The 19,685-nt window shown below is 73.1% G+C and carries 19 protein-coding genes; 6 read left to right on the top strand and 13 right to left on the bottom strand.

Annotated elements, in window-relative coordinates:
• Window position 1: 1 nt before the first annotated feature.
• Window positions 2-1,480, bottom strand: a complete 1,479-nt coding sequence (locus ACIF80_RS20555; protein WP_399806458.1) for a PLP-dependent aminotransferase family protein — start codon at window positions 1,478-1,480, stop codon at window positions 2-4.
• On the opposite strand from ACIF80_RS20555, the gene ACIF80_RS20550 reads away from it, so the two are divergent.
• Together ACIF80_RS20550 and ACIF80_RS20545 are read left to right on the top strand one after the other, a co-directional pair.
• Window positions 1,479-2,474, top strand: coding sequence for a DMT family transporter (locus ACIF80_RS20550; RefSeq protein ID WP_399806456.1), 996 nt, complete (start codon window positions 1,479-1,481; stop codon window positions 2,472-2,474). The two genes, ACIF80_RS20555 and ACIF80_RS20550, sit on opposite strands and share 2 nt — an antisense overlap.
• Window positions 2,475-2,640: 166 nt before the next feature.
• Entirely contained in the window at window positions 2,641-2,829 is a 189-nt protein-coding gene (locus tag ACIF80_RS20545; protein ID WP_399806454.1) for a DUF1918 domain-containing protein, read from the top strand.
• A 38-nt stretch (window positions 2,830-2,867) separates the two neighbouring features.
• Here ACIF80_RS20545 and ACIF80_RS20540 read toward each other — a convergent pair whose 3' ends face one another.
• Window positions 2,868-4,127, bottom strand: a complete 1,260-nt coding sequence (locus ACIF80_RS20540; RefSeq protein WP_399806452.1) for a glycoside hydrolase family 10 protein — start codon at window positions 4,125-4,127, stop codon at window positions 2,868-2,870.
• A gap of 205 nt (window positions 4,128-4,332) precedes the next feature.
• Here ACIF80_RS20540 and ACIF80_RS20535 point away from each other — a divergent pair, with 205 nt between their 5' ends.
• Both ACIF80_RS20535 and ACIF80_RS20530 read left to right on the top strand, forming a co-directional pair.
• Window positions 4,333-5,193: a 3-hydroxybutyryl-CoA dehydrogenase gene (locus ACIF80_RS20535; protein ID WP_399806450.1), complete on the top strand. Its 861-nt coding sequence runs from the start codon at window positions 4,333-4,335 to the stop codon at window positions 5,191-5,193.
• 240 nt (window positions 5,194-5,433) lie between these two features.
• The gene (locus ACIF80_RS20530) at window positions 5,434-5,691 is read left to right on the top strand and encodes a hypothetical protein (RefSeq protein ID WP_399806448.1); all 258 of its coding nucleotides are present in this window, start codon (window positions 5,434-5,436) and stop codon (window positions 5,689-5,691) included.
• A 39-nt stretch (window positions 5,692-5,730) separates the two neighbouring features.
• Here ACIF80_RS20530 and ACIF80_RS20525 read toward each other — a convergent pair whose 3' ends face one another.
• The 10 genes from ACIF80_RS20525 to infC all read right to left on the bottom strand — a co-directional run bounded on the left by ACIF80_RS20525 (window position 5,731) and on the right by infC (window position 17,161).
• Complete coding sequence (locus ACIF80_RS20525; RefSeq protein WP_399806447.1) at window positions 5,731-6,276, bottom strand: NUDIX hydrolase; 546 nt, start codon at window positions 6,274-6,276, stop codon at window positions 5,731-5,733.
• A gap of 177 nt (window positions 6,277-6,453) precedes the next feature.
• Window positions 6,454-7,794 carry a transcriptional regulator gene (locus tag ACIF80_RS20520; RefSeq protein WP_399806445.1) on the bottom strand — a complete coding sequence of 447 codons (1,341 nt, stop codon included), beginning with the start codon at window positions 7,792-7,794 and terminating at the stop codon, window positions 6,454-6,456.
• 272 nt (window positions 7,795-8,066) lie between these two features.
• The gene (locus ACIF80_RS20515; protein ID WP_399806443.1) at window positions 8,067-9,131 is read right to left on the bottom strand and encodes a PP2C family protein-serine/threonine phosphatase; all 1,065 of its coding nucleotides are present in this window, start codon (window positions 9,129-9,131) and stop codon (window positions 8,067-8,069) included.
• Between the two features lie 419 nt (window positions 9,132-9,550).
• On the bottom strand, window positions 9,551-12,115 hold the full coding sequence (gene pheT, locus ACIF80_RS20510; RefSeq protein WP_399806441.1) for a phenylalanine--tRNA ligase subunit beta: 2,565 nt from the start codon (window positions 12,113-12,115) through the stop codon (window positions 9,551-9,553).
• The gene (pheS, locus tag ACIF80_RS20505; protein ID WP_399806439.1) at window positions 12,115-13,236 is read right to left on the bottom strand and encodes a phenylalanine--tRNA ligase subunit alpha; all 1,122 of its coding nucleotides are present in this window, start codon (window positions 13,234-13,236) and stop codon (window positions 12,115-12,117) included. Before pheS ends, pheT begins: the two co-directional genes overlap by 1 nt.
• A 148-nt stretch (window positions 13,237-13,384) precedes the next feature.
• Window positions 13,385-14,530, bottom strand: a complete 1,146-nt coding sequence (locus tag ACIF80_RS20500; protein WP_399806437.1) for an ATP-binding protein — start codon at window positions 14,528-14,530, stop codon at window positions 13,385-13,387.
• Between the two features lie 130 nt (window positions 14,531-14,660).
• Window positions 14,661-15,539: a TrmH family RNA methyltransferase gene (locus tag ACIF80_RS20495; protein ID WP_399806435.1), complete on the bottom strand. Its 879-nt coding sequence runs from the start codon at window positions 15,537-15,539 to the stop codon at window positions 14,661-14,663.
• A 131-nt stretch (window positions 15,540-15,670) separates the two neighbouring features.
• The gene (gene rplT / locus ACIF80_RS20490; RefSeq protein ID WP_004933571.1) at window positions 15,671-16,054 is read right to left on the bottom strand and encodes a 50S ribosomal protein L20; all 384 of its coding nucleotides are present in this window, start codon (window positions 16,052-16,054) and stop codon (window positions 15,671-15,673) included.
• A gap of 100 nt (window positions 16,055-16,154) precedes the next feature.
• On the bottom strand, window positions 16,155-16,349 hold the full coding sequence (rpmI, locus tag ACIF80_RS20485; protein WP_055574739.1) for a 50S ribosomal protein L35: 195 nt from the start codon (window positions 16,347-16,349) through the stop codon (window positions 16,155-16,157).
• Window positions 16,350-16,468: 119 nt separating this feature from the next.
• Window positions 16,469-17,161 carry a translation initiation factor IF-3 gene (infC, locus tag ACIF80_RS20480; RefSeq protein WP_399806875.1) on the bottom strand — a complete coding sequence of 231 codons (693 nt, stop codon included), beginning with the start codon at window positions 17,159-17,161 and terminating at the stop codon, window positions 16,469-16,471.
• 405 nt (window positions 17,162-17,566) lie between these two features.
• Here infC and ACIF80_RS20475 point away from each other — a divergent pair, with 405 nt between their 5' ends.
• Window positions 17,567-17,944, top strand: coding sequence for a DUF1844 domain-containing protein (locus ACIF80_RS20475; RefSeq protein WP_399806433.1), 378 nt, complete (start codon window positions 17,567-17,569; stop codon window positions 17,942-17,944).
• 49 nt (window positions 17,945-17,993) lie between these two features.
• Here the strand turns inward: ACIF80_RS20475 and ACIF80_RS20470 are convergent, their stop codons facing one another.
• Window positions 17,994-18,725, bottom strand: coding sequence for an SseB family protein (locus ACIF80_RS20470; RefSeq protein ID WP_399806431.1), 732 nt, complete (start codon window positions 18,723-18,725; stop codon window positions 17,994-17,996).
• A gap of 99 nt (window positions 18,726-18,824) precedes the next feature.
• Between ACIF80_RS20470 and ACIF80_RS20465 the strand changes: the two genes are divergently transcribed.
• Window positions 18,825-19,643 (top strand): serine hydrolase, encoded by an 819-nt coding sequence (locus ACIF80_RS20465; protein ID WP_399806429.1) that lies wholly within the window; start codon window positions 18,825-18,827, stop codon window positions 19,641-19,643.
• Window positions 19,644-19,685: the final 42 nt, after the last annotated feature.

The following is a 19,685-nucleotide window of genomic DNA, read 5'->3' as shown; positions in this document are numbered from 1 at the left end:
CTCACCCCGTCCGCCCCAGTACCTCCTCCCAGGCGGTACGCAGTCGCCGTACCCCCTCCGTGATCTCGCCGGTGCCCGCGACCGCCGCGAAGCTCAGCCGCAGGTGGGCGGCCGGGGGTTCGGCGCTGAAGTAGGGGCGGCCGGGGGTGACGGCGACGCCGGCGCGCAGGGCCGCCGCGGTCAGGGCGGGCTCTCCCCCGGGGCCGAAGGCCCGGGAGGTGCCCCCGGTGCCGTCGGGCAGGCGCAGCCAGAGGTGGTAGCCGCCGGCCGGGATGTGCGGCAGGGCGAGTTCGGGCAGCCGGAGCCGGAGCGCGGCGGTCATCGTGTCGCGGCGGGCCCTCAGCTCGGCGGAGACCGCCCGCAGGTGGCGCGGCCAGGCGGGCGAGCCGACGAGTTCCAGTGCGGCCTCCTGGAGGGGCCGGGGGACGAAGAAGGTGTCGACGATCTGGATGGCGCGCAGCCGCTCCAGTACCGGGCCGTGCGCGACGAGGGCGCTCACCCGGAAGCTCGGCGAGGTCGCCTTGGTGAGCGAGCAGACGTGGACGACGACGCCGTCGGGGTCGTCGGCGGCCAGCGGGCGGGGCAGGGGGCCCGCGTCCTCGTGGACCAGGCGCCGGACGAAGTCGTCCTCGACGACGAACGCGCCCGCCTCGCGCGCGATGCGCAGCACCTCGCCGCGCCGTTCGGGGGCGAGGACGGCACCGGTGGGATTCTGGAACAGGGGCTGGCAGACGAAAACCCGGGCGCCGGTCGCCCGGAAGGCGTCGGCGAGCAGCTCCGGCCGCACTCCGTCCGCGTCCACCGGCACGGGCACCGGACGCAGTCCGGCGGCGCGGGCGACGGCCAGCATGCCGGGGTAGGTGGGCGACTCCACGAGGACGGGGGCGCCGGGCGGGGCGAGCGCACGCAGGGCGGTGGTCAGCGCGGACTGGCCGCCCGCGGTGATCAGCACCCCTGCCGCGGTGACCACGCCTCCGACGCTGCGCGCGAACCACTCGCGCAGCTCCACCAGTCCTTCCACGGGCGGCCTCCCCCAGGCTCCCGGGCGGCGCCCGGCCCGGGACAGTGCCGCCGCCATCGCGCGCTCCGGCTGCAGCGAGGGGTGCAGATAGCCGCCGTTGAACTCGATCACGCCGGGCGCCGGGGCGGCGAGCGAGACCAGGACGCCGGAGGCGTCGACCGAACGCGGGACGAGATCCGCGGCGCCCCCGGCGCTGAGCGCGACCTCCTGCCAGGAGGTGTCGCCGGCCGCGGGGGCCGGGGACGTGGACCGGTCGGCACGGAACGCGCCGGCTCCGGGCCGGGTCACCACCAGCCCCTCGGCGGCCAGCTGGGCCAGCGCCCGCGAGACGGTCACGGGGCTCACCCGGAACCGCTCCACGAGCGCCCGGCTCGACGGGAGCTTTCCACCCGGCGAGTAGCGGTCAAGCTCCCGCCGCAGCCGGTCCGCCAGCTCGGCAACGCTGCTACGCTCATGCATGAGAGTAGAGAGTAGCGCTACTGTCGCGGACCCGATAGCGGTCCCCGCCTGCCGGGACCGCGCCGGCTTCGGCACCCTGCAGGCCGCCCTCGGCGTCATCGCCTTCTCCCTCACCTTCCCGGCCACCGCCTGGGGGCTGGAAGGATTCGGCCCCTGGTCCCTGGTGGCCGTGCGCTGTGTGCTGGCAGGGCTGATCGCGGGCGGCTGCCTGCTCGCGGCGGGGACGCGGGCGGGGGACCCGGAAGCGGGAGCGGCAGATGTCCGTGTGCGTCCCCGGAAGGGCCTGGCACGGTGGCGCGGTGTGGCGCTGCCCGCCCGCCGGCACTGGCCGGGGCTCGCGGTGGTCGCCGCCGGGGTCGTCCTCGGGTTCCCGCTGCTGACCACGCTGGCCCTGCAGACGTCGACCACCGCGCACGCGGCCGTCGTGGTCGGCCTGCTCCCGCTCACCACCGCGCTGTTCTCCGCCCTGCGCGTCGGCTCCCGCCCTTCGCGCACCTTCTGGGCGGCGGCCCTCGCGGGTGCCGCCGCGGTGGCGGTCTTCACGGTGCGGCAGAGCGGCGGCGCGCTGACCACGGCCGATCTGTACCTCTTCGCGGCGCTGGTGGTGTGCGCGGCCGGGTACACGGAGGGCGGCAGACTGGCCCGGGTGATGCCGGGTTGGCAGGTGATCGGCTGGGCACTGGTGCTGTGCCTGCCGCTCGCCGTACCGGCCGCCGCCCTCGCGCTGGCCGTCGAGCCGGTACGGCTGACCGCACACGGCGTGGCCGGGGTGCTGTGGGTGGCGGCGGGGTCCCAGTTCCTGGGGCTGGTCGTCTGGTACCGGGGCATGGCGGCGATCGGCATCCCCCGGGCCAGTCAGCTCCAGCTCGCCCAGCCGCTGCTCACCCTGGTGTGGTCGGTGCTCCTCCTGGGCGAGCATCCGACCGCGGCGGCACCGCTGACGGCCGCGGCGGTACTGGTGTGCATCGCCGTCACCCAGCGGGCACGCGGCTGAGGAACACGCGGCCGGGGAACCGGCCCCGTCGCATGCGCCGCGTCCCCGTCGCATGTCCTCTGTGCCGTGTGCCAGGGGTGCCGGCCACGTGCCCTGCCGGGCGGCCCGCCCCGCCGTAGACTCGAAGCCACGGACCGCTGCTCCCGCACATGGTGAGGAGACCCCTATGCGCGCAACCGAGGGCGACCAGCTTGTCCAGCACGGCAGGGTGGTCGGTCAGCACGACAAGGTCGCCGAGATCGTCGAGGTGATGGGCCAGAAGGGCGATCCGCCCTACCGCGTCCGCTTCGAGGACGGGCACGAGGCCGTGTGCTCGCCCGGCCCCGATTCCGAGATCCGGCACAGGAACCACTAGACCGGGAAGCCCTTCGACTCGTCGGCTTCCCCGACTCGTCAGGCCGGAGGTGGCGCCGACTGCCCGTAGTGGTCGGCGACCACCCGGGCCATCGCGCCGGCCGGGTCGGCGGCCACCTCCCGGGCGGCGAAGAAGGCGTGCCCGCGCACCCGGGGGTACGACGCCGCGAGCGTGAGGTGCCGGGACAGCTCGGCCGGGTCCTGCCAGGCGGCGGGCTGCGCCGGATCGCCCGCCTTGTAGAGCGCCTCACCCACGTACAGCTGTGTCCCGGAGCCCTCCACGACCGCGGACCACCAGGGCAGCAGCTTCGCGTAGTCGGCGGCGGCGAAGCCGATGTTCCAGTAGAGCTGGGGGCAGATGTAGTCGATCCAGTTCTCCCGCGCCCACCGGCGGGTGTCCGCGTGCAGGTCGTCGTAGGTCTGCACGCCCGCCCGGGTGTCGGAGCCGAGGGGATCGGTTCCGGCGTTGCGCCAGACCCCGAAGGGGCTGATGCCGAAGCGGGTGCCGGGTCGGATCTCCTTGATCCGGGCCGCCGTCTCGCGCACCAGCCGGTCGATGTTGTCCCGCCGCCAGGCCGCCCGGTCGGGGAAGGCACCGCCGTGGGTGTCGTAGGCGGTGTCGTCGTCGAAGGTCTGTCCCGCCACGGGGTACGGGTAGAAGTAGTCGTCGAAGTGGACCGCGTCGACGGGATAGCGGCGCACCGCGTCGAGCATCGCGTCCTCGACGAAGGCGCGGACCTCGGGCAGGCCGGGGTCGTAGTAGAGCTTCCCGCCGTACGGGACCACCCAGCCGGGGTTCTCGCGGGCCGGGTGCGTGGCGGCGAGCCGGGCGGGGTCGGTGTGCGCGGCGACCCGGTACGGGTTGAACCAGGCGTGCAGTTCCAGGCCGCGGGCGTGGGCCTCGGTGACGGCGGTGCCCAGCGGGTCCCAGCCGGGGTCCGCGCCCTGGGTGCCGGTGAGGCAGGCGGACCAGGGTTCGTACGGGGACGGCCACAGGGCGTCGGCCGTGGGCCGCACCTGGAAGATCACGGTGTTGAGCCGGTTGCGGACGGCCGCGTCGAGGTGCGCGATCAGTTCGGCCCGCTGCGCGGCGGCGCTCAGCCCCGGGCGGGACGGCCAGTCCCGGTTGGCCACGGTCGCCAGCCACACGCCGCGCATCTCACCGGCGGCCGCGCCCCGGCCCCCCGCCGCGCCCGACGGACCGGACATGGGCCGTCCCGGGGCGGCCGACGCGGTCGTCGTCATCGTCACCGCCGACAGCGCCGCAGCCGCGAACACCCTGCGCGACACTCGTCCCATTTCACACCCGTCACAAAAGCCGCGATCCGCCCGGCCGCGGACCGCTCCGTGCCCCAGGATGCCCGACCCCCGCGATCGATCATCGGTACTTCCGGGTAACGTGCACGAACGGAGCAGGCGGCCGGAACCCGGTGATCCTGCCGGGAGTCGTAGACAGCGCAGGCCAGAAGGACCCGGGCCGCGCCCGGGAAGCGAAAGGGACGATGTGACCGACATCGAACGCGTCGGAGTGGTGGGCTGCGGCCAGATGGGCGCGGGAATCGCCGAGGTGTGCGCCCGCGCCGGACTGGACGTGAGGGTCGCCGAGACCACCGGCGAGGCCCTGGAGATCGGCCGTACCCGGCTGTTCAACTCCCTGACGAAGGCGGCCGAGCGCGGCAAGATCACGGCGGAGGAGCTGGAGGCCACCCAGGCCCGGCTGAGCTTCACCACGGACCTGGGCGAGTTCGCCGACCGCGACCTGGTGATCGAGGCCGTCGTCGAGAACGAGCTGGTCAAGACGGAGATCTTCCAGGTGCTCGACCAGGTGGTGACCCGGCCGGACGCGATCCTGGCCTCCAACACCTCCTCGATCCCGCTGGTGAAGCTGGCGGTCGCCACCTCGCGGCCGGACCACGTCATCGGCATCCACTTCTTCAACCCGGCCCCCGTGCAGAAGCTGGTCGAGCTGATCCCGGCGCTCACCACCTCCGAGGGCACGATCAGCCGGGCGCAGCTCTTCGCCGAGAAGGTGCTGGGCAAGCACGCGATCCACGCCCAGGACCGTTCCGGGTTCGTGGTGAACGCGCTGCTGATCCCGTACCTGCTCTCCGCGATCCGGATGTTCGAGTCGGGCATCGCCAGCCGCGAGGACATCGACAACGGCATGGAGATGGGCTGCGCCCACCCGATGGGCCCGCTGAAGCTGTCCGACCTGATCGGCCTGGACACGGTGGCCTCGGTCGCGTACTCGATGTACGAGGAGTACAAGGAGCCGCTGTACGCCGCTCCCCCGCTGCTGCAGCGGATGGTCGACGCGGGCCGGCTGGGCCGCAAGAGCGGCTCCGGCTTCTACAGCTACGGCTGAGGCAGTCACCCGTGACGGAGAACTGACGTCCCGTCATGTTCACCGACCGTCGCATTCCGGCCGCGCGCACGGGCCCGGCACCCCTGAACCGCAGAGGGTGCCGGGCCCGCGGCGTTCACACGCCGTGTGCGTTCCGGGCCCGCATATGCCTCCCGCACACTCTTACTCCGCGTCCACCAGGGGAGTTGACTCAGCCTCCGCAGACACGGAACGAGAAGGATGACGGAGAGGAGCGGACTTGTGACCGCCGATCCCGAACAGCCCGCCATCCAGGGCGAAGTCGCAGAGTTACGGCGCCGCCTCGATGTGGCGTACGCCCGCGTCGAGGGCGGACTGGCGCTGCTCAGCCACCGCACCGAGGAGGCGGCCAGGGAGCTGGCCCAGCTGAACACCCGGATCGTCACCCTGGAGCACGCCCGCTGGCCGCTCCAGGCGGTCGCGGCCGTCACGGCCGTGGGCGCGCTCGTCGTGACGGCCTGGCAGGCGTTCGGCCATTGACGCACGCGCCCGGGCCGGACGGCCACGGCTGCGGAAGGGTCAGGACATGGGGTCCTGTCCCAGCCTGAGATGGTGCAACAGGAGTAACGCGGCCGCCATGTTGGCGGCCGGGACCTCGCCGCGGGCGACCAGGTCGGGGACCACCTTGAGCGGCACCCACTCCCGGCGGTCCGACTCGAAGTCGTCCACCGGGGGCCCGAGGTACTCGCCCTCGTCGGCCCAGTAGATGTGATGCCGGGCGTCGGTGAGCCCGTTGGACGGCTCCACGCTCATGAGATGGCGCAGGGGTCCCGGCCGCCAGCCGGTCTCCTCCTCCAGCTCCCTGGCCGCCGCCCGGACGACGTCCTCACCGTCCTCGACCACTCCGGCGGCGAGTTCCCACCCCCAGCTGTCGGTGATGAAGCGGTGGCGCCACAGGAGAAGCACCTCGTTGGCCTCGTTCACCACCGTGGCCACGGCGACGGGCCGCAGCCGGATGAGGAAGTGGTCGAGACGCCGGCCGTCCGGCAGCTCGACATCCGCGAGATTGACATTGAACCAGCGGTTCGCATACACGGTTTGCTCGTTCTTGTTCGCCCACTGCACGGTTATGCCACCTTTCGTTCGACAGGTGGCAATATCGCAGCAGCGGCGGTTCGGCAGCAGGCGCACAGAAGGCCGTCGGCGGCGCAGCGGACGGCGCGGCACGGCGCACGGCGCACGGCACACGGTCCGGGCGTCCCGGAGGGAGGAGCTTCCTGTCCCCCGCCGGCGCCGCAGCGCCTACAGCGGTACGCGCAGTGCCCCGTCGATGAGTTCGGCCGCCTCGGCGGTGCCTTCGCAGCCGTTGCGCACCAGCCGCTCGCGCACGGCCCGGAGTCTGTCGCGCAGCCGCTGCGACTCCATTCCCCGGGCCTGTTCGGCCATCTGCACGGCGAGGGCGACCGCCTTGTCGGCGTTCCCCTGCCGCAGTTCGACGGTGCTCAGCATGGCGAGGCGGTGCACCCGGCCGCGGTCGTGCGCGGGGTTGTCGACGGCGGCGGCCGCGTGCTCGCTCGCCGCCGCCAGCTCGCCGAGGCTGAGCAGGGCCTCCGCCACCTGTACGTTGACCAGGCCGGGCTGGACATAGCCGGTCTCGTCGGGTTCGTGGCCGCGCCGGATGCGCTCGGCGGCCTGTTCGGCACGCCGGATGCAGGACAGCGCACCGGTGCCGTCGCCGAGGTGCGCGTACGCCTTGGCCTGCATCGCGTACAGGTCGGAGGCGAGCGCCGGGGTGATGTGCTTGCCGGCGGCGCGCAGCGCGGCCTCCGCGAAGGCGACGGCCTGCCGGTACTCCTTCATGAACAGCGACTGGTTGACGAGGAGCGCGATCACGTACGCGCCGAGTCCCCGGTCCCCGCTGGCCTTCGCCAGCCGGAGCGCCTGGTGGAAGTAGCGCTGGGCGAGGCCGTGGGCATCGGAGTCGTACGCGCAGATCCCGGCGACGGCCACCAGTCCTCCGGTGGCCCGGTGCAGTTGGCGGCCCACGGCGTCGGTGTAGCCGCCCCGGAGCAGGGGGGCGGCCTCGGTGTTGAGGAAGCCGACGATGCGGTCACGGGTCGCGACGCCACCGGCCTTGCGGTACATCTGCTCGTAGTGGCTGCGGGCGGCGCGCAGCATGTCGAGGTCACCCGGGGTGACCCGGTGACGGCCGCCGCGCGAGACATCGACGTCCTCGGGCGGGTTCTCCCACTCCCAGACGGGCATCACGGCGGGGGTGCCGGTGACCGCGGGCGCGCCCAGTATGTGCGGGCGCCGCTGCTGGTCGGAGCGCCACAGCGCGGTGGCCCGCTCGACGAAGCCGGAGAGCGTGCCGGCGTGCGGGGCGGAGGGTTCACCGGGGACGCCGAGGCCGATGTCGTCGAGGGTGACCGGGCGGCGCAGCCGGCCCGCCAGCACCTCGCAGATCAGGTCGGGCACCTGGCCCCGGGGCCGCTGGCCCTTCAACCAGCGGGCCACGGCGGTGTGTTCGTATCTGAGGGACAGACCGCGCGCCCGGCCGGCCTGGTTGACGTGCGCGGCCAGGCCCGCGTGCGAGATACCGGCCTCGTCCAGGACCGCGTCGAGCAGGGTGTTGGGCTGCATGAGGTCCCCCGGGGGATCGGTGCCGACAGAGTAGTGGCTGGGTGTTCACACGGGGTGTGAACGGAGTGCTCGCATCCGCAGGGTGTGCGCGCTGTCGCGGAGAGTTGCCGGCCGATTGACTGAGGTGCCTCGAAAGAGGCCGGCCGGGCCGCCGGCTCCCCCTCCTACAGTGCGGCGGCCCGCTTCCGCGCCGTCCGCCCGGCTGCCTGCCCGACACTCCGCGGCGGGGCGGACGGCACCGCCGGCCCCGACGGTCACGCCGGGCACCCCGGTCACGCCGGGTGCTGCAGCGGGCTCGTCGGGGAAAGGTCCGTCGTGCCGGGCCGCGCGGCGCCCCCCGCCCCCGAAGGGGCGCGGGGGGACGGGCGCTCGTTCCTGAGGATCAGCAGGGCGACGTCGTCCTTGGGCAGGCCACCGGTGTGGTGGACCAGCGCCGTGAGGATCGTCCGCAGGACGGCCTGCGGTGGGGGCGCGGCCTCGCGGGCGGCCGAGGCGAGCACCTCGGGCAGCGGAAAGAAGCGGCCGCCGGCGTCCCGTGCGTCCTCGACTCCGTCCGTGTGCAGGACGAGCGTGTCGCCGGGCAGCAGCGGGGCACAGGCGACGACGGGGAGTTCGGCGGGCAGCGGAAACGGGCCGAGCGGCGGGAGCGGGTCCGTGCGGGCGAGCGGTTCGGCCCGTGGACCGCTCAGCAGATGGGGCCACGGGTGCCCGCAGTTCAGGGCCCGCATCTCCCCGCCGGGGAGGATCTCGAGCAGCAGGACGGTGACGAACTCCTCGGCGGTCCGGAAGTCGTGGCCGGCGCGCGCCGGCAGGCGCTCGGCACGCGCCCGCTCCCGCAGGTGCCGGTCCATCGCCCGCTCCAGCCGGCGCAGGACCCCGGCCAGGTCGGGCTCGTCGTGCACGGCCTCGCGGAAGCCGGCGAGAACGGCGCTGACGGTGGGGACGGCTCCGAGCCCGTGTCCGCGGACGTCGCCGATGACCACCCGTACGCCGTACTCGGTGGCGACCACCTCATACAGATCGCCGCCGACCCGGGCGCTCCGGTCGGCGGACAACTGGACGGCGGCGACGGCCAGCCCGTCGACGCGGGGAGGCGGCCGCAGCATGCGCTGCGCGGTGCGGGCGATCGTGCGGTTGCGCCGCGCCTCCCGCAGCAGGCTCCGCCCGACGTGCAGGGCCAGTCCGGTACCGAGGGCGCCGAGGACCGTGGGCGGCAGTCCGCAGGCGAGCGCCCGGCGCAGCAACGGGCAGTGGTCGGGTCCCCACGAGACGGTCGGTCCCCACGAGCTGGTCCTGGACCGCCCTGTGCGGGGCGCCCCACCCTTGAAGCGGATCATGCCGATGGCCCCCCAGTTTGGCCCTGACAGCGCAGACCGGCCTTGAAAGGCCGGTCCGATTCTGTCGGCCGGATCACCCGATCCGGACGTATCGCCCGGAATGTCACCCAAACGAGTGAGGTAACCGGGGGAACGGATGTGCGTGGGGTGCATGGGGTCCTGTGGGAGGGCTGAGCCTCGCCCAGCGCGACGGGGCCCCACCCGGCGCAGGGCGGACCTTGCGCGCAGCAGCCCGGGGCCCTGCGGCCGCCCGGGAGGCGCTCCGGCCGTCCGAGGGCTCCGGCATGATCCGCCGACCAGGTCCCGGAAGCACTCGGGGACCGCGTGACCGGCCACGGCACGAACGATCCGTGCGCGGCGGACACGCGGTCCCCGAAAAACGCCGTGGGCCCCGAGGAGTCCTCGGGGCCCGAAGGACGTCAGCCCCTGAGGGTCGCCCCGGTGCGCTCGCCCGCGAGGGCGACCGCCGATTCGCGGGCGGCGGACGCCTCGTCGACCGTCAGTGTGCGGTCGGGCGCGCGGAACCGCAGCGCGTACGCCAGGGACTTGCGGCCCTCGCCCAGCTGTTCGGCGTTCTCGTACACGTCGAACAGGCGGATGGACTCCAGCAGTTCACCGGCGCCCTCGCGCAGGGCCGCCTCGACGTCCGCGGCCGGCACGGAGCCGTCGACGACCAGGGCGACATCCTGCGTGGCGACCGGGAAGGTGGAGATGCCCGGCGCCTGCGGGGTGCCTTCGCCGGCCTGCTCCAGGGCGTCCAGGTCGAGCTCCATCGCGCAGGTGCGCGCGGGCAGGCCCAGGTTCTTCACCACGCGCGGGTGCAGCTCACCCGCGTGGCCGACGACGCGCTCGGTGCCGTCGACGGTGACCGCCAGTTCGGCGCAGCGGCCCGGGTGCCACGGGCCGTACCGGCCCTGGCGGACGACGAGTTCGGCGCCCGCCTCGGCGGCGACGGTACGGGCGGCCTCGACCGCGTCGGCCCAGTCGGCCGGGCGGCCCGCCCCCCACCAGCCGGCCTGTTCGCGGGCCCCGGCCAGAACGGCGGCGACGTGCCGCGGCTGGTCCGGGAGCGCCGCGTCGAGCCCGGCGAGTTCCTCGTCGGTGGGCCGCCGGTCCACGGGCAGGCGGACGGCGGCCCGCTGCTCCTCGCGCGGCTTGAAGACCAGGCCGGTCTCGAACAGCGCGACGTCGTGGCTGCCGCGTCCGTCGTTGCGCCGCAGCGCGCCGAGCAGGCCCGGCAGCAGCGAGGTGCGCAGCGCGGGCTCCTCGTCGTTGAGCGGGTTGGTCAGCTTCACCACCCGGCGGGCCGGGTCGTCGGCGTCGAGGCCGAGCTGGTCGAAGATCTGCTCGCCGATGAACGGGTAGTTCGGCGCCTCGACGTATCCGGCGCCGGCCAGGGCCCGGCCGATCCGGCGGTGCAGCCGCTGCCGGGAGGTCAGCCCGCGTCCGGCGGGCGGCCGGGGCAGGGAGACGGGCAGGTTCTCGTAGCCCTCGAGCCGGATGACCTCTTCGGCCAGGTCGTTCGGGTCGGTGAGGTCGGGCCGCCAGGACGGCACGGTGACGATCAGCTCGTCCTTCCCGCCCGTCTCCCGGCCACCACCCCCCGACGACGCGTTCCACGCGGCAGTGTTTCCCATGACGTCGCAGCCGACCTGCTGGAGGCGGCGTACGACGGTCTCCCGGCCGTAGGTGACGCCCGCGACCTTGTCGGGGTGGTCGGCCGGGATGGTGAGGGTGTGCGGCGCGGACGGGGCGGCGAACTCGGTGACCCCGGCCTCGGCGGTACCGCCGGCGAGCAGCACCAGCAGGTCGACGGTGCGCTGCGCGGCAGCGGCGGCGGCCTGCGGGTCGACGCCGCGCTCGAAGCGCCGGGACGCCTCGGAGGACAGCTTGTGCCGGCGGGCCGTACGGGCGACGGACACCGGGTCGAAGTGCGCGGCCTCGACGACGACCTCGGAGGTCGCCTGGCCGAGGTCGTGGTCGGCGATCTCGGTGTCGGCGCCCCCCATGACACCGGCGAGCCCGATCGGGCCGCGCTCGTCGGTGATCACCAGGTCCTCGGCGTCGAGCGTGCGCTGCACCCCGTCGAGAGTGGTGAGCTTCTCGCCCTGCTCGGCCCGGCGCACGCCGATGGTGCCCTGGACCAGGGAGCGGTCGTAGGCGTGCAGCGGCTGGCCGAGCTCCAGCATCACGTAGTTGGTGACGTCGACGGCCAGGGAGACCGGGCGCATGCCGGCCTTCTGCAGCCGGCGGGTGAGCCAGATCGGGGAGCGGGCGTCGGGGCTGAGTCCGGTCACCGTGCGGGCGGTGAAGCGGTCGCAGCCGACGGGGTCGGAGACCTCGACCGGGTAGCCGTAGGCGTTCGGGCCGGGGACGTCGAGCAGGGCCGGGTCGCGCAGCGGCAGCCCGTAGGCGGTGGCGGTCTCGCGGGCCACTCCGCGCATCGACAGGCAGTAGCCGCGGTCCGGGGTGACGGCGATGTCGAGGACCTCGTCGACCAGTTCCAGCAGCTCGACGGCGTCCTTGCCGACCTCGGTCTCGGGCGGCAGCACGATGATGCCCTTGGTGCCGTCGTCGCCCATGCCCAGCTCGTCGCTGGAGCAGATCATGCCGTGCGAGACCTTGCCGTAGGTCTTGCGGGCGGCGATCGCGAACCCGCCGGGCAGGACCGCGCCGGGGAGCACCACGACGACCTTGTCGCCGACCGCGAAGTTGCGGGCGCCGCAGACGATCTCCTGGGGCTCACCGGTGCCGTTGGCCCGGCCGACGTCGACGGTGCAGAAGCGGATCGGCTTCTTGAAGCCCTCCAGCTCCTCGATGGTCAGCACCCGGCCGACGACCAGGGGACCCTTGAGGTCGGCACCGAGGTGTTCGACGGTCTCGACCTCGAGGCCGGCCGAAATGAGCTTGGCCTGGACGTCGCGTCCGGTCTGAGTCGCCGGCAGGTCGACGTACTCCCGCAGCCAAGAAAGCGGGACCCGCATCAGATCTCCATCCCGAACGGCCGGGTGAACCGGACGTCACCCTCGACCATGTCTCGCATGTCCTCGACGTTGTGGCGGAACATCAGCATCCGCTCGATGCCGAACCCGAAGGCGAAGCCGCTGTACTTCTCCGGGTCGACGCCGCAGGCGGTCAGCACCCGCGGGTTGACCATGCCGCAGCCGCCGAGCTCGATCCAGCCCTCGGACGAGCAGGTGCGGCAGGGGCGGTCGGGGTTGCCGACGGACTCGCCCTTGCAGACGTAGCAGAGCATGTCCATCTCGGCGCTCGGCTCGGTGAAGGGGAAGAAGTTCGGCCGCAGCCTGGTCTTCATGCCCTCGCCGAACAGCGACTGCACCATGTGGTCCAGGGTGCCCTTGAGGTCCGCCATGGTGAGGCCCTCGTCGACGGCGAGGAGTTCCACCTGGTGGAAGACGGGGGTGTGGGTCGCGTCCAGTTCGTCGGTGCGGTAGACGCGGCCGGGACAGATCACGTAGACCGGCAGCTCGCGGCCGAGCAGGGAGCGGATCTGCACGGGCGAGGTGTGGGTGCGCAGCACGACGCCGGACTCGGTGCCGCCCTGGGGGCCCTGCACGAAGAAGGTGTCGGCCTCGCCGCGGGCCGGGTGGTCCGGGCCGATGTTGAGGGCGTCGAAGTTGAACCACTCGGCCTCGACCTGGGGGCCCTCGGCGACCTCGTAGCCCATGGCCACGAAGATGTCCTCGATGCGCTCGGACAGTGTGGTCAGCGGGTGCCGGGCGCCGGACGGTACGCGGTCGTGGGGCAGGGTGACGTCGACCGCCTCCTCCACCAGGACCCGGGCGTCCCGCTCGGCCTCCAGTTCGCTCTGGCGGCCGGCGAGGGCCTTGTTCACGGCACCGCGCGCCTGGCCCACGCGCTTGCCCGCGTCGGCCTTGGCGTGCGGGGGCAGGGCGCCGATCTCGCGGTTGGCGAGGGCCAGCGGCGAGGCGGGGCCGGTGTGGGCGATCTTGGCCTCGTGGAGTGCGTCGAGGGAGTCCGCGGCGGCGAAGGCGGCGAGCGCCTCGTCCCGCATGCGCTCGATCTCTTCCGGTTTCAACGCCTCGACCTCGACAGGGTCGTACGACTTATTGGGTGCCGACATCTCTTCCCGTACTTCCGATTGGCTGGCTGATGGTCCCCGTCACCGGCTCGTGGCCGAAGCGTCTCCGTCTGTGGGACACAAAGGTGCCAGAGGCCGAGTCTAACGGGGTGAGGGACCGCGAATGCGCCCGTGGGGCCCCGGGTGCGCGCTAGCTGAGATACGCGGGGGCCGCCACGGGCAACGTAAATCGGAGTTCCGCGCCGCCACCGGGGGCGCGGCCGACCGTGATGGTGCCGCCGTGGGCCTCGACGATACCCTTGACGATGTACAGCCCGAGGCCGGTGCCGCCGCGCTTGCTGCCCCGCCAGAAGCGGGTGAAGACGCGGTTCATGGACTCCTCCGGGATGCCGGGGCCCTCGTCGCTCACGGTGACCGACGTGGCCGCGTGCTCGCCGTTCTCCCGGTCTCGGGGGGACGCCGAGGGCGTGATGTCGATGGTGACGGTTCCCTCGCCGTGGCGCACCGCATTTTCCAGCAGGTTGCTCAGTACCTGGTCGACCTTGTCGGGGTCGGCCCACAGGTCGGGCAGGGGGTGCTGGATCCGCAGCAGGAACCGGTCGGCGGGCTGGCCGGCGGCGACGTACGCCTGGATGTGCCGTCCGACGGCGGCTCCGATGTCGACGGGCTGGCGGCGCAGCTCGAGGCGCCCGGAGTCGATGCGGGAGATGTCGAGGAGTTCGGCGATGAGCCGGGTGACCCGGTCGGCGTCGGCGTCGACGGTCTCCAGCATCAGCTGTTTCTGCTCGTCGGTGAACCTCTCCCACTTGGCGAGCAGGGTGGCGGTGAAGCCCTTGACGGAGGTGAGCGGGGAGCGCAGTTCGTGGGCGACGATGGCGATCAGTTCGGCGTGGCTGCGTTCGGTGCGGCGCCGGGCCTCGGTGTCGCGCAGCGACACGACGACGCGGTGGACCGGCCCGGTGGGCCGGGTGCGGACGTAGCGCGCGGAGACGAGGACCTCCCGTCCTCCGGGCAGCAGCAGGTTGCGCTCGGGCTGGCTCACACGGATGGCGAGGCCGCCGTAGGGATCGGTGAGCTGCCACCAGCGCCGGCCTTCCAGGTCCTCCAACGGCAGGGCCGCGTCGAGCCGTCGGCCGAGGGCGCGCTCGGCGGGGACGGCGGTGATGCGGGCGGCGGCGGCGTTGAAGCAGATCACCCTGCCGTGCTCGTCGGCGACGACGAGGCCGTCGGGCAGCTGATCGGGATCGATGCCGAGTTCGGCGGGGCCGGCGGACCGGGGGGCGGGCGGGCGCGCCGCCCGAGGTGCTCCCGGTGCGCTGCTCGTGCCGACGGTCATCCCCGTATCCCACCTCTCCGTACTCCCTCGGGGTGCCCCGCGCTCGGGCGGGATGCCCCGGTCCGGCCGGAGCCGGAGTGCCTGGGGTACGGCCGAGAGCTGGGGGAGGGTCCCCGGGCAGGTCACCTTACTAGCTCTCGGTGACGGAGCGGCACCCTCCGTCGGCGCGCTGTGCACGCGCCGACGCGTAGAGACATACGGCGGCGGCGGTGGCGAGGTTCAGACTTTCGGCCTTTCCGTGGATCGGGACACGGACGACGGCGTCGGTGAGGGCCCGGGTCTCCTCGGGAAGTCCCCATGCCTCGTTGCCGAAGACCCAGGCGGTGGGCCCGCCCATGGTGCCGTGGTCGAGTTCGTCGTCGAGGTCGCGGTCGCCGGCGCCGTCCGCGGCGAGCACCCGTACGCCGGTGTCCCTCAGGGCTGCCACGGCGCGCTCGACGGGGACGCCCATGGCCACGGGCAGGTGGAACAGCGATCCGACGGAGGCGCGTACGGCCTTGGGGTTGTACAGGTCGACGGAGGCGTCGGTCAGGACGACGGCCTCGGCGCCGGCGGCGTCGGCGCACCGCAGGACGGTGCCGGCGTTGCCGGGGTCGCGTACGTGGGCGAGGACGGCGACGAGCCGGGGGCGGGCGGCGAGGATCTCCTCGAAGGGAGTGTCGAGGAAGCGGCACACGCCGACGAGGCCCTGCGGGGTGACGGTGGTGGAGATGTCGGCGACGACCTGTTCGTCGGCGAGGTGGATGCGGGCGCCGGCGTCCCGGGCGGCGCCGATGATGTCCGCGTACCGCTCGGCGGCCTCCGGGGTGGCGAACAGTTCGACGAGGGTGGCGGCGCCGGCGCCGCGGTGGGCGGTGGTGCCGCGGTGAACGGCGGCCTCCCGTACGGCCTGCGGCCCCTCGGCGAGGAACAGTCGCTCCTTGCCCCGGAAGTTCCGTTTGGCCAGCCGCCGCGCGGCGGACACGCGGGGCGAGCGGGAGGAGATCAACTCGGGGGTGGCGGGGGGCATTCGGTTCACTTTCGCTCTCGGCTTCCGCGGCGGCTCCCGCGCGGTGCCACGGAAGCTTCCGCACAGACTACGGACCCGCAGGCGCTGCCTGCGGGTCCGTTGGATCACACCGGTTCAGGACCGGCGCGGCGTCACGCGGCCTTGGGCGCGTTCACGTCCGCCGGCAGCGCCTTCTGGGCGACCTCGACGAGCGCGGCGAAGGCGGTGGCGTCGTTGACGGCCAGCTCGGCCAGGATCTTACGGTCGACCTCGACGTTCGCGGCCTTCAGACCCTGGATGAAGCGGTTGTACGTGATGCCGTTCGCGCGGGCAGCGGCATTGATGCGCTGGATCCACAGCTGGCGGAAGTCACCCTTGCGCTTCTTGCGGTCGTTGTAGTTGTAGACCAGCGAGTGGGTGACCTGCTCCTTGGCCTTGCGGTACAGGCGCGAACGCTGACCGCGGTAGCCGGAGGCCTGCTCGAGGATCGCCCGGCGCTTCTTGTGGGCGTTGACTGCCCGCTTGACGCGTGCCACTTGTTAACTCCTTGTAGCGGGGCCGCGGTTGATGGTCACGTGGCCCGAAATCGATTGGGTCCCGGTTCTGACGTGCCTGGGGCGCCGGAGCGCCGGAACGTCACTTGCCGAGAAGCTTCTTGATCTTCTTGGCGTCGCCCGGGGCCATCTCGGCGTTGCCGGTGAGGCGACGCGTCACACGGGACGACTTGTGCTCGAGCAGGTGGCGCTTGCCGGCACGCTCGCGGAGCACCTTGCCGGAGCCGGTGACCTTGAAGCGCTTGCTGGCACCGCTGTGCGTCTTGTTCTTCGGCATGGCGCCGTTATCTCCTCGTCGGTGGCGCTCCGGTGCCCGGTCACGAAAACCGGGCACGGTGAAGCGTCGTACTTGTTTCGGTTATGTCCTGAGGGCCGGCGGGCCCCGAGGTCATACGGTCACACGTCGGCGGGAGCCTCGGCCGGTGCTTCGGCCGGTGCTTCGGCCGGTGCTTCGGCCGGTGCTTCGGCGTCCGCCGACTCCTCGGACTCCGCGGCGTTCTGCGAGCGGCCGGGGTGGGCCTTCGCGTCCGCCTTGCGGGCTTCCTGCGCCTGGCGGGCCTCGGCCATCGCCTCGGTCTTCTTCTTGTGCGGACCGAGAACCATGATCATGTTCCGGCCGTCCTGCTTCGGGTTCGACTCGATGAACCCGAGGTCCTGGACGTCCTCCGCGAGCCGCTGCAGCAGTCGGTAGCCCAGCTCGGGCCGGGACTGCTCGCGACCACGGAACATGATCGTGATCTTGACCTTGTCGCCCTGCTTGAGGAACCGGACGACGTGACCCTTCTTGGTGTCGTAGTCGTGCGGGTCGATCTTCGGCCGGAGCTTCATTTCCTTGATGACCGTGTGCGCCTGGTTCTTGCGCGCCTCACGGGCCTTCATGGCCGACTCGTACTTGAACTTCCCGTAGTCCATGAGCTTGCACACGGGCGGGCGGGCGTTCGCCGCGACCTCGACCAGGTCCAGGTCGTACTCCTGAGCAAGCTCCAGTGCCTTGGCCAGCGGGACAATGCCCACCTGCTCGCCACTGGGACCGACAAGTCGCACCTCGGGCACGCGAATCCGGTCGTTGATGCGGGGCTCGGCGCTGATGGATCCTCCTCGATAGCACCACGCGACGGTCTGGCGGACAGCCGCGTAACGTCTGTGTTCGTTAGACCTGACCGCGCCGAAGCAACAAAAATGCCCCGGACGATCACAGGCGGGGCTCCTCGAACTACCGGAACACCGCCGCGGTCACCGCGGGGCGCACTTTCGGGCGGATCACCGCTGAGCGGCACCGCCTGACCGGTGACCTGTCATCCGGAGGACGATCAGGTGGGAGTTCGAAAGCCTCCACTTGTGGGCCGGGCACGCATGCTGTGGGCAGACGGGTCCGACCGGTCGTTACACAAGGTTAGCAGCTTCCGCGGGAGCGCGCTAACCGCCTGTACCGCGCCCCCGCCGGCGCCCCTCCTGCTGTCAAGGGGACACGCGCCGGGCCCTATCGTGTGGGGCATGAGTGAGACCTCCCCCTCGGACACCTCCGAGACCGCCGACAGCCCCGACTTCGACGCCATGGCCCGTGACATCGCCGAGGTCCCGGCCGTCGAGGTGATCGTGACGGTCGCCGTCAACCTGATGAGCGCCGCGGCCGTGAAGCTCGGGCTGACCGAGGAGGGCGACGCGCACAAGGACCTGGACGAGGCCCGCAAGCTGGTGCACGCGCTGGCCGGTCTGCTGGACGCGTCCACGACCGAGATCAGCTCCTTCCACGCGGCGCCGCTGCGCGACGGCCTGAAGTCGCTCCAGCTGGCGTTCCGTGAGGCCTCGCTCGTCAAGGACGAGCCGGGGCAGGGCCCGGGCGAGAAGTACACCGGCGCGATCTACGGCTGAGCGTGCCGGGGCCCGGTGGTCCGGGCCCCGTCGTGCGGGTGCGTACGGGTCACGCGCGTACGTAGAAGGGCTCGCCCGGCGGCGTCGCCCCGGCCGGCAGTACTGCCAGGTCGAGGCCGCGCACCAGGCGGGCCCTCAGTGTTTCGTCGGCGGCCAGGCGCTGTGCCACGGCGCGGGCGGCCTCGGCTACGGGGGCGGCGGGGTCGAGGACCAGGGCGAGGGTGCCGTCGGCCTGTCCCGGACCGAGGTGGGCGCGCAGGACGGCGGGCTCCGCGGCGACGACGGCGCGCAGGGCCTCGACGACCAGGGGGTCGGCCAGCGGATCGGCCGTCGTACGCCCCTCGGCGAGCGCGAGCAGCAGCGGGCCGGTCAGTTCGAAGGGCACGGGGCCGGCCATGTCGAGGACGACCGTGTCCGCCTTCTCGTGCGCGGCGGCCTGCAGGGCCTGGTGCAGCGGTACGGCGACCGGGCGGGCCGCCGGGTCCCAGCGGGCGAGCGAGTCGGTGGAGGTGAAGGCGGGCAGCGCGGTGCGGTCGCCGGCCTTCAGGGTGGGGACGGCCATGTCGCTGGTCTTCTCCCGGCGCAGCCCGTTCTCATCTTCCTCGACCTCGCCGAGGACGGCCACGACGGGGACCAGCAGCCGGGTGCCCTTGAGCGCGTCGAGGACCGGCGCGACGGCGTTGCCGTCCTCGGCCCAGGCGGCGAGCGCCGCACTCAGCCGGGGGTCGGCGGAACCGTCGTCGTCACGGTAGCCGGGGTCGGGAATGTTCTTGTTCGCCACGGTCGTCGACCCTATCGGCCCGGGGTGGCAGGCTCGCACGCGGGCGGAGGCGGGGGCGGGGGCGGGGCCACCGCAAGCGGCGGGAAGCGGGAGGTGCCGGTGGGGTCCGACGGGTGGGGCGCGCGGTGGGCGGCGGCGATGGCAGGGGTGGCGGTGCCGGACGGCGCCGAGGTGTCGGTGGGGGTGTTCGACCCGGTGTCGGGGGCGGGCGTCCGCCACGGCGACCGGGCGTTCGTCACGGCGAGCGTCGTGAAGGCCGGCATTCTGGTGGCGCTGCTGCTGGAGGCGCAGGACGCGGGACGGGCGCTCACCAGTGAGGAACGGTCGTGCGCCGCGGCGATGATCGAGCGCAGCGACAACGACGCGGCGTCCGCGCTGTGGCGCTCGATCGGGCGGGCGGCCGGTCTCGACGCGGCACACGCCCGCTTGGGCCTGACCGGCACCGAGGGCGGCGACGGCCCCCGGTGGGGGCTGACCCGGACCACGGTCGCCGACCAGCTTCTGCTGCTCCGTCAGGTGTTCGGGGCTCCGGCGGACTCGGAGCTGACCGCGGCCTCGCGGGCGTACGTACGGCAGCTGATGGAGCGGGTGGTCCCGGAGCAGTCGTGGGAGGTGCCGGTGGTGGCGGACGCGTTGCCGCCGGGCGGCGCGGCGTGGGCGGTGAAGAACGGCTGGGTGCCGCGCGACGCGACCGGGCTGTGGGTCGTGAACAGCATCGGCCGCGTCACGGTCGGGGGCCGGGACCTCCTGGTGGCCGCGCTGTCCGACGGCAACCCGACGATGGCCCGGGGCGTGGCACTGGTGGAGGCGGCGGCACGGGTGGCGGTGTCGGCGTTCACGGGAGACGCCTCGCGGTGTCCGGAGCCGGGTCGGCGGCTCAACACGCCGGGGGAGGCCGACGGCGCCCGTCCGGGCTGACGGACCGAACGGGGGGGGGAAGCCGAGGTGATGGGCCATCAC

Source organism: Streptomyces sp. NPDC085927 (assembly GCF_044540975.1).
Lineage (GTDB): Bacteria > Actinomycetota > Actinomycetes > Streptomycetales > Streptomycetaceae > Streptomyces > Streptomyces hirsutus.
This window is presented reverse-complemented; position numbering and strand designations above follow the sequence as displayed.

Excerpts from the sequence above, each read along its gene's own strand:
- ACIF80_RS20550 (WP_399806456.1), top strand. The coding sequence starts at position 1,479 with ATGAGAGTAGAGAGTAGCGCTACTGTCGCGGACCCGATAGCGGTCCCC.
- ACIF80_RS20555 (WP_399806458.1), bottom strand. The coding sequence starts at position 1,480 with ATGCATGAGCGTAGCAGCGTTGCCGAGCTGGCGGACCGGCTGCGGCGG.
- ACIF80_RS20545 (WP_399806454.1), top strand. The coding sequence starts at position 2,641 with ATGCGCGCAACCGAGGGCGACCAGCTTGTCCAGCACGGCAGGGTGGTC.
- ACIF80_RS20540 (WP_399806452.1), bottom strand. The coding sequence starts at position 4,127 with ATGGGACGAGTGTCGCGCAGGGTGTTCGCGGCTGCGGCGCTGTCGGCG.
- ACIF80_RS20520 (WP_399806445.1), bottom strand. The coding sequence starts at position 7,794 with ATGCAGCCCAACACCCTGCTCGACGCGGTCCTGGACGAGGCCGGTATC.
- ACIF80_RS20515 (WP_399806443.1), bottom strand. The coding sequence starts at position 9,131 with ATGATCCGCTTCAAGGGTGGGGCGCCCCGCACAGGGCGGTCCAGGACC.
- pheT (WP_399806441.1), bottom strand. The coding sequence starts at position 12,115 with ATGCGGGTCCCGCTTTCTTGGCTGCGGGAGTACGTCGACCTGCCGGCG.
- pheS (WP_399806439.1), bottom strand. The coding sequence starts at position 13,236 with ATGTCGGCACCCAATAAGTCGTACGACCCTGTCGAGGTCGAGGCGTTG.
- ACIF80_RS20500 (WP_399806437.1), bottom strand. The coding sequence starts at position 14,530 with ATGACCGTCGGCACGAGCAGCGCACCGGGAGCACCTCGGGCGGCGCGC.
- ACIF80_RS20495 (WP_399806435.1), bottom strand. The coding sequence starts at position 15,539 with ATGCCCCCCGCCACCCCCGAGTTGATCTCCTCCCGCTCGCCCCGCGTG.
- rpmI (WP_055574739.1), bottom strand. The coding sequence starts at position 16,349 with ATGCCGAAGAACAAGACGCACAGCGGTGCCAGCAAGCGCTTCAAGGTC.
- ACIF80_RS20475 (WP_399806433.1), top strand. The coding sequence starts at position 17,567 with ATGAGTGAGACCTCCCCCTCGGACACCTCCGAGACCGCCGACAGCCCC.